This window comes from Mycobacterium sp. NGS18, from assembly GCF_059813185.1.
On sequence record NZ_JCALEC010000002.1, the window covers coordinates 484690 to 496652 of the forward strand.

At 71.0% G+C, this 11963-nt stretch carries 9 protein-coding genes; all 9 read left to right on the forward strand.

The window, feature by feature from the left end; all coding sequences use genetic code 11:
* Positions 1-114 precede the first annotated feature (114 nt).
* Complete coding sequence (gene mraZ, locus AC5Y31_RS05795) at positions 115-546, forward strand: division/cell wall cluster transcriptional repressor MraZ (RefSeq protein WP_019738354.1); 432 nt, start codon at positions 115-117, stop codon at positions 544-546.
* Complete coding sequence (gene rsmH / locus AC5Y31_RS05800) at positions 521-1678, forward strand: 16S rRNA (cytosine(1402)-N(4))-methyltransferase RsmH (RefSeq protein ID WP_499978781.1); 1158 nt, start codon at positions 521-523, stop codon at positions 1676-1678. Before mraZ ends, rsmH begins: the two co-directional genes overlap by 26 nt.
* Positions 1675-2721 (forward strand): cell division protein FtsL, encoded by a 1047-nt coding sequence (gene ftsL, locus AC5Y31_RS05805; protein WP_499979003.1) that lies wholly within the window; start codon positions 1675-1677, stop codon positions 2719-2721. The genes rsmH and ftsL overlap by 4 nt, the downstream gene beginning before the upstream one ends.
* Positions 2718-4712, forward strand: a complete 1995-nt coding sequence (locus AC5Y31_RS05810) for a peptidoglycan D,D-transpeptidase FtsI family protein (protein WP_499978783.1) — start codon at positions 2718-2720, stop codon at positions 4710-4712. Before ftsL ends, AC5Y31_RS05810 begins: the two co-directional genes overlap by 4 nt.
* Before the next feature lie 62 nt (positions 4713-4774).
* On the forward strand, positions 4775-6319 hold the full coding sequence (locus AC5Y31_RS05815) for a UDP-N-acetylmuramoyl-L-alanyl-D-glutamate--2,6-diaminopimelate ligase (RefSeq protein ID WP_499978784.1): 1545 nt from the start codon (positions 4775-4777) through the stop codon (positions 6317-6319).
* On the forward strand, positions 6316-7815 hold the full coding sequence (locus AC5Y31_RS05820; protein ID WP_301636952.1) for a UDP-N-acetylmuramoyl-tripeptide--D-alanyl-D-alanine ligase: 1500 nt from the start codon (positions 6316-6318) through the stop codon (positions 7813-7815). The genes AC5Y31_RS05815 and AC5Y31_RS05820 overlap by 4 nt, the downstream gene beginning before the upstream one ends.
* A complete protein-coding gene (gene mraY / locus AC5Y31_RS05825; RefSeq protein ID WP_301636954.1) occupies positions 7812-8891 on the forward strand; it encodes a phospho-N-acetylmuramoyl-pentapeptide-transferase in 1080 nt (359 codons plus the stop codon). The genes AC5Y31_RS05820 and mraY overlap by 4 nt, the downstream gene beginning before the upstream one ends.
* Before the next feature lies 1 nt (position 8892).
* Entirely contained in the window at positions 8893-10416 is a 1524-nt protein-coding gene (gene murD / locus AC5Y31_RS05830; protein ID WP_499978786.1) for a UDP-N-acetylmuramoyl-L-alanine--D-glutamate ligase, read from the forward strand.
* A 5-nt stretch (positions 10417-10421) separates the two neighbouring features.
* Complete coding sequence (ftsW, locus tag AC5Y31_RS05835) at positions 10422-11927, forward strand: putative lipid II flippase FtsW (RefSeq protein ID WP_499979005.1); 1506 nt, start codon at positions 10422-10424, stop codon at positions 11925-11927.
* Positions 11928-11963 lie beyond the last annotated feature (36 nt).

Here is an 11963-nt window from a genome sequence, read left to right on the forward strand (position 1 = left end):
GGAAAACCCGCGGACAAGTGGGGAAGCGGGGGGAAACTGGACCGCCAAATGGTGCGGAGTGGGTGATTGTGGGGTATTGTGGGCTGACGTCATCGAGTGGGTGGGAGGTAGCCGATGTTCCTCGGCACCTACACGCCCAAGCTCGACGACAAGGGGCGGCTCACACTGCCCGCGAAGTTCCGTGACGCACTGGCAGGAGGGTTGATGGTCACCAAGAGCCAGGACCACAGCCTGGCCGTGTATCCGCGGGCAGAGTTCGAGCAGCTGGCCCGCCGCGCGGCCAAGGCGTCGCGCAGTAACCCGGAGGCGCGGGCGTTCCTGCGCAACCTGGCCGCCGCCACCGATGAACAGCATCCCGACGGCCAGGGCCGGATCACGTTGTCACCGGATCACCGGCGCTACGCCAACCTGTCCAAGGATTGCGTGGTCATCGGCTCGGTCGACTACCTCGAGATCTGGGACGCGCAGGCCTGGAGCGACTACCAGCAGACCCATGAAGAGAACTTCTCCGCGGCCAGCGATGAAGCACTCAGCGACATCATCTGAGGCACCCGCCCGTGCCTCGTGGCCTCTGTCCGAACCGACCCTGACGTACTTCCCCAACGTCAGGTTCGCGCTGTCGGGCAGGGACCTCGAGGCAGGGGCGGCCCAGAGACGGGGAGGTGTTGCGGTGGCCGAGCAGGGCGAATTCGGGCACGTGCCGGTGCTACTCGAGCGCTGCGTGGAGCTGCTGGCCCCGGCACTGACTCGGCAGTCTCCCGACGGTCACGGCGCCACCCTCGTGGACGCGACCCTGGGAGCCGGCGGCCACACCGAACGGTTTCTGACCGAGTTCCCCGGACTGCGGGTGATCGGCCTCGACCGGGACACCACCGCACTCGGCATCGCCGGCGCTCGGTTGGCCCGTTTCGCCGATCGGCTGCACACGGTCCACACCCGCTACGACGGAATCAGCGCCGCGCTGGCCGAAACGGGCTTGGCCGCAACGGCTTCCGTCGACGCGGTGCTGTTCGATCTCGGCGTTTCCTCGATGCAGCTCGACCGGTCGGAGCGGGGCTTCTCCTACGCTCACGACGCCCCGCTGGACATGCGGATGGATCCCGAGGGGGAGCTGACGGCCGCGGACATCATCAACACCTACGACGCGGCGGCGTTGACCGACATCCTGCGGCGTTTCGGCGAGGAACGCTTCGCATCCCGGATCGCCTCGCACATCGTCCGCCGCCGGGCGCAGACACCGTTCACGTCGACGAGCGAGCTGACCGCCCTGCTCTACGAGGCGATTCCGGCGCCGGCGCGGCGTACCGGGGGGCACCCGGCCAAGCGGACGTTCCAGGCGCTACGGATCGCCGTCAACGGTGAACTGGACTCGCTGCGCGATGCTCTTCCGGCGGCGCTGAACGCCCTGGCGGTGGGCGGGCGCATCGCGGTGATGTCCTACCAATCGCTGGAGGACCGCATCGTCAAGCAGTTGTTCGCCGCGGTGACCACGTCGCGCACCCCGGTCGACCTGCCGGTCGAGTTGCCCGGTGACGAACCGACTTTCACCACGTTGACCCGGGGTGCCGAACGGGCCCAACCGGATGAGATCGAGCGCAACCCGCGGGCCGGGTCGGTCCGGCTCCGGGCCGTGCAGCGGGTGACGAACGGGCCGATTGCGGCATCGAGGGGGAACTGATGGCGACCAAGCGCAAACCTGCGGCCCGGCAAGGCGACCGCCGCCGCAACCCCGAGGGCAAGACCCGCACCGGGCCGCGCCGCTCCAACGAGGCGCCGCAATCGCGGCGTCTGCGCCGCCAGCACCCGAATCCGCCCGCCCCCGGGCGCGAATCGCGGCCACGGTCGGGGCCGCAGAACGCGGCGCTGCCGCGTCCCGACACCAGGCCGGCACCACCGAAGAACACCAAACAGGCCAAAGCGCGGGCCAAGGCACGAAAGGCCAAGGCGCCCAAGGTGGTGCGTGTCCCGCTACGGGAACGCCTGATCGCCCGGCTGGCGTCGGTCGACCTGCGGCCGCGCACGCTGGCGGCCAAGGTTCCGTTCGTCGTGCTGATCATCGGCTCGCTCGGCATCGGCCTGGGCATCACGCTGTGGCTGTCGACGGACGCCGCCGAGCGCTCGTATCAGCTGGGCAACATCCGGGAACACAACCGGGTGCTCATGCAGCAGAAGGAGGCGCTCGAGCGTGACGTGCTCACCGCCGAATCGGCGCCGGCACTGGCCGAGGCGGCGCGCGAGCTGGGCATGATCCCGACCCGCGACACCGCGCATCTGGTCCAGGACCCGGCCGGCAACTGGGTGGTGGTGGGCGTTCCGAAGCCGGCCGAGGGGGTACCGCCGCCGCCGCTGAACACCAAACTGCCCGACGATCGGCCGGCATCGCCGCCGGCCGAGGTTCCGGTCCGGGTGCCGCCCGCCGGGCCGAAGCTGGACAGCCGGCATCTGCCCACCCCGGCTGCGCCCGCTCCGGCGGTGCCTTCTCCGGCCACGCCGGGCGCGCCCCTGATCATTCCGGGCCTGCCCGGGATGCCCGCCGCACCCGGCGCACCACTGTCCGGTCCGCCGCCGGGTCCCGTGCTCGACATCCCGCCGGTCGCCCTGCCGCCGGAGGCTGTGCTGCCCCCGGCGACGGAGCTTCCCCCGCAGGCTGTGCTGCCCCCGGCGACGGTGCTGCCGCCCGAGGCGGCATTGCCGCCGGTGCTCCCGGGAGCCGCGCGATGAGACGGCCGGCGCGGGGGACCGGCCCGACGCGCCGCGCCGACGGTTCCAGCACAGCCCGCCGCAAGGCCGGCCGGGTCACCAAACCCAGCAAGCAGGCCAAGCCCGGTAAAGCAACGAAAGTGACGCAGCAGCCGGAAGGACATTCGGCCCGCGACCGTCGGACCCGGCACGCCACCGAGTTGGGTTCGCGCAGCGCGTCATTCGTCTTCCGGCACCGCACCGGCAACGCCGTCATCTTCCTGGTGCTGGCCCTGGCCGCGGCACAGCTGTTCTATCTGCAGGTCCCCCAGGCATCGGGACTGCGCGCCGAGGCCGCCGGACAGCTCAAGGTCACCGATGTCCAACAAGCCATGCGCGGCGACATCATCGACCGCACCGGCGACAAACTGGCATTCACCATCGAAGCCCGCGCCTTGACCTTCCAGCCGATCAAGGTCGGCAAGCAACTCGAAGAGGCCAAAAAGAAGAATCCCGCCGCGCCCGATCCGCAGCGCCGGCTGCAGGAGATCGCCAAGGAGATCGCCGGTCGGCTCGGCAACAAACCGGATGCGGCGACGCTGCTGAAGAAGCTGCGCAGCAACGAGACCTTCGTCTACCTGGCCCGCGCCGTCGAACCGGCGCTGGCCGAGGCGATCATCGACAAGTGCCCGGAAGTCGGCAGCGAGCGCCAAGACCTGCGGCAGTATCCGGGCGGGTCGTTGGCGGCCAACATCATCGGCGGCATCGACTGGGACGGCCACGGCCTGTTGGGCCTGGAGGACTCGATGGACGCCGTGCTGGCCGGCACGGACGGCTCGATCACCTACGACCGCGGCTCCGACGGCGTGGTGATCCCGGGCAGCTACCGCAACCGGCACCGGGCCGTCAACGGGTCGACGATCCAGCTCACCCTCGACGACGACATCCAGTTCTACGTCCAGCAGCAGGTTCAGCAGGCCAAGAACGTCTCCGGCGCGCGCAACGCCAACGCGGTGGTGCTCGACGCCAAGAGCGGCGAAGTGCTGGCGATGGCCGGCGACAACACCTTCGACCCGTCCCAGGACATCGGGCGGCAAGAGCACCGGCAGCTCGGCAACCCGGCGGTGTCGTCGCCGTTCGAGCCGGGCTCGGTCAACAAGCTCATCACCGCCGCCTCGGTCATCGAGTACGGACTGAGCAATCCCGATGAGGTGCTGCAGGTCCCCGGATCGATCAACATCGCCGATGTCACCGTCGGCGACGCCTGGGAGCACGGCGTCGCGCCGTACACCACGACCGGGATCTTCGGTAAGTCCTCCAACGTCGGCACCCTGATGCTGGCACAGCGGGTGGGCCCGGAGCGCTGGTTCGAGATGCTGGAGAAGTTCGGCCTGGGGCAGCGCACCGGGGTGGCGCTGCCCGGCGAGAGCGCCGGCCTGGTTCCGCCGGTCGATCAGTGGTCGGGCAGCTCGTTCGCCAACCTGCCGATCGGCCAAGGCCTTTCGATGACGTTGCTGCAGATGGCCGGCATGTACCAGGCCATTGCCAACGACGGCCTGCGGATCCCGCCGCGGATCATCAAAGCGACCATTGCCCCCGACGGCACCCGCACCGAGGAACCCCGGCCCGACGGTGTGCGGGTGGTCACCGAGCAGACCGCGGCGACCGTGCGCAACATGCTGCGTGCGGTGACCCAGCGCGACCCGACCGGGGTCCAGCAGGGCACCGGGTGGCAGGCCGCGGTGGACGGCTACCAGATCGCCGGAAAGACCGGAACCGCACAGCAGATCAACTCCGCCTGCGGCTGCTACTACGACGACGTCTACTGGATCACGTTCGCCGGGATAGCCCCCGCGGACAACCCGCGCTATGTCATCGGCCTGATGATGGACAACCCGCATCGCGCCGCGGACGGGTCGCCGGGCACCTCGGGCGCGCCGCTGTTCCACAACATCGCCGCCTGGCTGTTGCAGCGCCACAACGTCCCGCTGTCGCCCGACCCCGGGCCGCCACTGGTTCTGCAGGCGATGTAGCGGCTGTCCCTGCCCGCCTGGGTAGTCTCAGGTCCGATCCTTTCAAGGACCGGCCGCAGCGGATGGAGGTGATGGCGGTGTGCGCCGCATTGCGCCCTGACGTCGGTGCGGGCACGTCGCTGCAGGCGCTGGCGGCCCAGATCGGAGCGGTTGCTGCCACCGGGGGCGCGGTGCCTGAGCTGGCCATCACCGGGCTGACGCTGCGCGCCCAGGACGTCGAGCCCGGAGACCTGTTCGCGGCGCTGCCCGGCGCCACGACCCACGGTGCGCGGTTCGTGGCCGAGGCGGTTGCTCGCGGCGCGGTCGCGGTGCTCTCCGACGGCGCGGGGGCCGCCGAAATCGCCGACGGCGCAACCGGTATCCCGGTGCTGGTTCATCCGGCCCCGCGCGCGGTGCTCGGCGAGCTGGCGGCAGAGGTCTACCGGCATCCCTGCGAGCGGCTGACGGTCATCGGGATCACCGGCACGTCCGGCAAGACCACCACCGCCTATCTGGTCGAGGCCGGGCTGCGTGCTGCCGGCCGCACTGCCGGGCTGATCGGCACCGTCGGCGTCCGCATCGACGGCGTCGACCTGCCCAGCGCGCTGACCACCCCGGAGGCCCCGGCCCTGCAGGCGCTGCTGGCGGTGATGGCCGAGCGCGGGGTGGACACCGTGGTGATGGAGGTGTCCAGCCACGCGCTGACGCTGGGCCGGGTCGACGGCACCCGCTTTGCGCTGGGCGCGTTCACGAACTTGTCCCGCGACCACCTGGACTTCCACCCGAGCATGGCGGACTACTTCGAAGCCAAGGCGCGGCTGTTCGATCCGGCGTCACCCCTGCACGCCGCCCGGTCGGTGGTCTGTGTGGACGACGAGGCCGGTGAGGCGATGTCGGCGCGCGCCACGGCGCCGGTCACGGTCAGCGCGACCGGACGCCCGGCGGACTGGGGCGTCGAGCAGCCCAGCGCCGGGCCGGTCGGCAGGCAGTTCACGGCGGTCGATCCCGCCGGGGTGCGCCATCCGGTCGGCATCGGGCTGCCCGGCGACTACAACATCGCCAACTGTCTTGTGGCGCTGGCCGTTCTCGACGCCGTCGGGGTGTCACCGGAGCAGGCGGCGCCGGGCCTGCGCGACGCGCGGGTGCCCGGCCGGATGGAGCCGATCGACCGTGGCCAGGGCTTCCTGGCGCTGGTCGACTACGCGCACAAGCCGGGCGCGCTGGCGGCGGCGCTGGCGACCCTGCGCTCCGATCTGCGCGAGACGACCGGGCGGCTGGCCGTGGTGTTCGGCGCCGGCGGCGACCGCGACCACGGCAAGCGCGGCCCGATGGGCCGGATCGCCGCCCAGGAGGCCGACCTGGTCGTCGTCACCGACGACAATCCGCGCGGCGAAGACCCGGCCGACATCCGGCGGGCCATCCTGGCCGGGGCCGCCGAGGGAACCGCGGACGTGGTCGAGATCGGGGACCGCCGGACCGCGATCGAGCACGTGGTGCGCTGGGCGCGGCCGGGCGACGTGGTGCTCGTGGCCGGCAAAGGCCACGAAACCGGGCAGACCGCCGGCGGGGTCACGCAGCCCTTCGATGACCGCGTCGAGCTGGCCGCCGCCCTGGAGAGCCGCGGATGATCGCGCTGAGTATCGCCGCGATTGCCGAGATCGTCGGCGGCCGGCTCAGTGATATCTCACCGGAGCAGGCCGCACGTACCAGCGTCACCGGGACCGTGGAGTTCGACTCGCGGAAGATCACCGCGGGCTCGTTGTTTCTGGCGCTGCCCGGTGCGCGCGCCGATGGCCACGACCACGCGGCCGCGGCGGTGGCAGCCGGTGCGGTGGCGGTGCTCGCGGCCCGCCCGGTCGGAGTGCCGGCCATCGTGGTCGATCCCGCCGCCTCCGACAGCCGATCCGGCGCCCTGGAGTACGACGATGCCGCCGGGTCCGGCGCCGCGGTACTGGCCGCGCTGGCGCAGCTGGCCGCCGCGGTGGCCGCGACCCTGGTGGCCCGCGGACTGACGATCGTCGGCGTCACCGGATCGTCGGGCAAGACCTCCACCAAGGACCTGCTGGCCGCCGTGCTGGCTCCGCTGGGGCAGGTGGTGGCGCCGCCGGGGTCGTTCAACAACGAGCTGGGCCACCCCTGGACGGTGCTGCGGGCCGATGAGAACACCGACTTCCTGGTGCTGGAACTCTCGGCACGGCATCGCGGCAACATCGCGGCGCTGGCCGCCATCGCTCCGCCGCGGGTGGCAGTGGTGCTCAACGTCGGGACCGCGCACCTGGGCGAGTTCGGCTCCCGCGAGGCGATCGCCGAAACCAAAGCCGAACTAGCGCAAGCGGTTCCGGAGTCCGGCGTGGTGATCCTCAACGTCGACGATTCGGCGGTGGCCGCGATGGCCGACAAGACCGCGGCACGGGTGGTGCGGATCAGCCGCGCGGCCCCCGCCGATGTGTGGGCCGGGCCGGTGGCGCTCGACGAGCTGGCCCGCCCCCGCTTCACCCTGCACGCAGGCGCGGGCGCATCCGAGGTACGGCTCGGGGTGTCCGGGGACCACCACGTCTCCAACGCGCTGTGCGCCGCCGCGGTCGCGCTGGAATGCGGCGCCACGCCCCAACAGGTGGCCGATGCGCTGGCCGGCGTCGGAGCCATCTCACAACACCGGATGCAGGTCAGCACCCGCGCCGACGGGGTGACGGTGATCGACGACGCTTACAACGCCAACCCCGACTCCATGCGGGCGGCGCTGCAGGCGCTGGCCTGGATCGCCCGCGGGGAGGACCCCGCGTCCCCGAGACGCAGCTGGGCGGTGCTCGGGGAGATGGCTGAGCTGGGCGAGGACGCGATATCCGAGCATGACCGCATCGGACGGCTCGCGGTGCGCTTAGATGTGTCTCGTCTTGTTGTCGTCGGAGTAGGGAGATCGATGGGCGCGATGCATCACGGCGCGGTCATGGAGGGATCCTGGGGTGCCGAGGCCACCGCGGTACCCGACGTCGACGCCGCCCACGCCCTGTTGCGCGCCGAACTGCGCCCCGGCGACGTGGTGTTGGTCAAGGCCTCGAACTCCGCCGGGCTGACCGTGCTGGCCGACGCTCTGATCAGCGACGACGCGGGAGATCGCCGATGATCATGATCCTGGTCGCCGCGGGCGTCGCCCTGCTGGTCGCGATCCTGTTGACCCCGGTGCTGATCCGGCTGTTCACCAAGCAGGGGTTCGGTCAGGAGATCCGCGAAGACGGCCCGGCCAGCCATCACAGCAAACGCGGTACGCCGTCGATGGGCGGTGTGGCGATCGTGGCCGGGATCTGGGCGGGCTATCTGACCGCTCAGCTGGCCGGACTGGTCTTCTACGGCACCGGGCCCACCGCGTCCGGTCTGCTGGTACTGGGGCTGGCCACCGCGCTGGGCGCGGTCGGCTTCATCGACGACCTGATCAAGATCCGGCGGGCGCGCAACCTGGGCCTGAACAAGACCGCCAAGACCGTCGGGCAGGTGACCGCGGCGACGCTGTTCGGTCTGCTGGTGCTCGGGTTCCGCAACGAGGCCGGGCTGACCCCGGGCTCCCAGCAGCTGTCCTATGTGCGTGAGATCGCCACGGTCACACTGCCTGCGGTGGTGTTCGTGCTGTTCGTCATCGTGATCGTCAGCGCCTGGTCCAACGCGGTCAACTTCACCGACGGTCTGGACGGACTGGCCGCCGGGTCCATGGCGATGGTCAGCGCCGCCTACGTGCTGATCACCGTGATGCAGCACCGCAATGCCTGCGCCAGCGCGCCCGGACTGGGCTGCTACAACGTCCGCGATCCGCTGGACCTGGCCTTGATCGCCGCCGCGACCGCGGGCGCCTGCATCGGATTCCTGTGGTGGAACGCCGCACCGGCCAAGATCTTCATGGGCGACACCGGGTCGCTGGCGCTGGGCGGGGTGATCGCCGGCCTGTCGATCACCACCCGCACCGAGATCCTCGCGGTGGTGCTCGGCGGGCTCTTCGTCGCCGAGATCACCTCGGTCGTGGTGCAGATCCTGGCGTTCCGCAGCACCGGGCGCCGGGTGTTCCGGATGGCCCCGTTCCATCACCACTTCGAGTTGGCCGGCTGGGCCGAGACCACCGTGATCATCCGATTCTGGCTGCTGACGGCCATCGCCTGCGGGCTGGGCGTCTCCATGTTCTACGGCGAGTGGTTCACCGCGGTCGGCGGTTGAGGTGCTGACCGAGCTGGAGCCCGGCGCGCGGGTGCTCGTCGCCGGCGCCGGGGTGACCGGCCGGGCGGTGCTGGGCGCGCTGGCGCCGCTGGGACTGGAGGTCACGCTCTGCGACGACGACCCGGCCGCCCTGCGCCGGTACACCGAAGTCACCACGGCCAGCCCGAATCAGGCCGCGGCGCGCATCGCCGACTACACCCTGGTGGTCACCAGCCCCGGGTTTGGCCCGAGTACCCCGGTGCTGGCCGCGGCGGCCGGCGCCGGCGTACCGATCTGGGGCGACGTCGAATTGGCGTGGCGTCTGGACGCGGCCGGCCACTACGGGCCACCGCGGCGCTGGCTGGTGGTCACCGGCACCAACGGCAAGACCACCACGACGTCGATGCTGCACGCCATGCTGTGCGCGGCGGGCCGGCGCGCCCAGTTGTGTGGCAACATCGGCAGTCCCGTGCTGGACGTGCTGGGGGAGCCGGCCGGCGGTTCAGCGAGGCTCGACGGAGGAGAGCCGAAGCTGGGACCGCCGCATGAATCCGAACTGCTGGCCGTCGAACTGTCCAGTTTCCAGTTGCACTGGGCGCCGTCGCTGCGCCCGGAGGCCGGTGTGGTGCTCAACATCGCCGAAGACCACTTGGACTGGCACGGCAGCATGGCCGCCTACACCGCCGACAAGGCCCGCGCGCTCGCCGGCCGGGTCGCGGTGGTCGGCATGGACGACGCCCGCGCGGCCGCGCTGTTGGGTTCGGCCCCCGCCGCGGTCAAGGCGGGCTTTCGGCTCGGTGAGCCGAAAGCCGGCGAACTCGGGGTCGTCGACGGCATGTTGGTCGATCGGGCCTTTGTCTCAGCCGGCGCCGGTGATCTGGTCCTTGCGCCGGTGGCGTCGATACCGGTGCCTGGGCCGGTCGGAACGCTGGACGCGCTGGCCGCGGCCGCATTGGCCCGCAGCGTGGAGGTGCCGGCGACGGCGATCGCCGAGGCGCTGGCCGCGTTCCAGGTCGGCCGGCACCGCGCCGAACTGGTCGTCGTCGCCGACGGCATCAGCTACGTCGACGACTCCAAGGCCACCAACCCGCACGCGGCCGAGGCGTCGGTGCTGGCCTATCCGCGGGTGGTCTGGGTGGCCGGCGGACTGCTCAAGGGCGCCTCGGTCGACGCGACCGTCGCCAGGATCGCCGGCCACCTGGCCGGGGCGGTGCTGATCGGCCGCGATCGCGGCGAGGTTGCCAACGCGTTATCACGACACGCACCGGATGTCCCCGTCGTCCACGTTGTGACAGGCGAGGATATTGATATGGGTGATACTGCCGTGTCTCCAGTTACTCGTGTTGCGCAAGTAGCTGATGGGTCTGATGAGTCGCTGAGTGCCCGGGTAATGACGGCGGTGGTGAGCGCCGCCCGCAGTCTGGCCCGGCCCGGCGACACGGTGCTGCTGGCCCCGGCGGGGGCATCCTTCGACCAGTTCTCCGGCTACGCCGCCCGGGGCGATGCGTTCGCGGCCGCCGCGCGCTCCGCGGCAGGGTCGGTGTGATCGGCCTGCTGGCCCGGCTGCGGCGGCGCGATGCCGCAGCCGACGGCGCGGACGCCACCGCGGAGTCGACTGCCGAAAAGCCGGCCAAGACCGAGCCACGCACCCGCTTCGGCGCCTGGCTGGGCCGGCCCATGACCTCGTTTCATCTGATCGTCGCCATCGCCGCCCTGCTGACCACGCTCGGGTTGATCATGGTGCTGTCCGCATCGGGAGTGGAGTCCTACGGTGTCGACGGTTCGGCGTGGCGAATCTTCGGCAAGCAGGTGCTGTGGACGGTGATCGGGCTGTTCGGCTGTTATGTGGCGCTGCGGATGCCGGTACGGTTCATGCGCCGCACGGCTTTTGCCGGCTACGCCTTCACCATCGTGCTGCTGGTGCTGGTGCTGATCCCCGGTATCGGCACGCTGTCCAACGGTTCGCGGGGCTGGTTCGTCATCTACGGCTTCTCGATGCAGCCCTCGGAGCTTGCCAAGATCGCCTTCGCCATCTGGGGTGCACACTTGTTGGCGGCCCGGCGCATGGAGCGCGCGACGCTGAGCGAGATGCTGGTCCCGCTGGTGCCTGCGGCGGGGGTCGCCCTGGTGCTGATCGTCATCCAACCCGACCTGGGCCAGACGGTCTCGCTGGGCATCATCCTGCTGGCGCTGCTGTGGTACGCCGGCCTGCCGTTGCGGGTCTTCACCACCTCGTTGGCCGCCATCGTCGTCGCCGCCGCGATCATGGCGGTGACTGAGGGCTACCGTTCCGACCGGGTGCGGTCCTGGCTGGACCCTGACGCCGACCTGCAAGGCGCCGGCTACCAGGCCCGGCAGGCGAAGTTCGCGCTGGCCAACGGCGGGATCTTCGGCGACGGACTGGGCCAGGGCACCGCCAAGTGGAACTATCTGCCCAACGCGCACAACGACTTCATCTTCGCCATCATCGGCGAGGAGCTCGGCTTCATCGGCGGGTTCGGGCTGCTGGCACTGTTCGGGTTGTTCGCCTACACCGGCATGCGCATCGCCAGGCGCTCCGCCGACCCTTTCCTGCGGCTGCTGACCGCCACCACCACGATGTGGGTGATCGGCCAGTCGTTCATCAACGTCGGCTATGTGATCGGTCTGCTGCCGGTCACCGGCATCCAGCTGCCGCTGATCTCCGCTGGTGGGACATCCACCGCCACAACGTTGTTCATGATCGGCATCATGGCCAACGCGGCCCGGCACGAACCGGAGGCCGTTGCCGCACTGCGCGCCGGCGCCGACGACCGGATGAACCGGATCCTGCGGCTGCCGCTGCCGGAGCCCTACACCCCGACCCGGATCGAGGCGCTGCGCGACCGGCTGCGGTCCCGGCCGCAACCGGCCGGACCCCGACGTGCCACCGGGCGGTCCACGCAGACGCCCAACCGGGCGGCGAGTCGGGGTAGGGGCCGCGCAGGGCAAAATGGAGGCGGCCAACGCCGCCGGGCGGCGTCGGCCGAGCGGCGTCCGACCGGCGGGCGCGCACGCGCATTGGAAGGTCAGCATTAGGGGCGTGAACGACTCGGTCAGCAAGCCGGACCGCGG

Coding starts and splice junctions, on each gene's coding strand:
- mraZ (WP_019738354.1), top strand. CDS start 115: ATGTTCCTCGGCACCTACACGCCCAAGCTCGACGACAAGGGGCGGCTC.
- rsmH (WP_499978781.1), top strand. CDS start 521: ATGAAGCACTCAGCGACATCATCTGAGGCACCCGCCCGTGCCTCGTGG.
- AC5Y31_RS05810 (WP_499978783.1), top strand. CDS start 2,718: ATGAGACGGCCGGCGCGGGGGACCGGCCCGACGCGCCGCGCCGACGGT.
- AC5Y31_RS05815 (WP_499978784.1), top strand. CDS start 4,775: ATGGAGGTGATGGCGGTGTGCGCCGCATTGCGCCCTGACGTCGGTGCG.
- AC5Y31_RS05820 (WP_301636952.1), top strand. CDS start 6,316: ATGATCGCGCTGAGTATCGCCGCGATTGCCGAGATCGTCGGCGGCCGG.
- mraY (WP_301636954.1), top strand. CDS start 7,812: ATGATCATGATCCTGGTCGCCGCGGGCGTCGCCCTGCTGGTCGCGATC.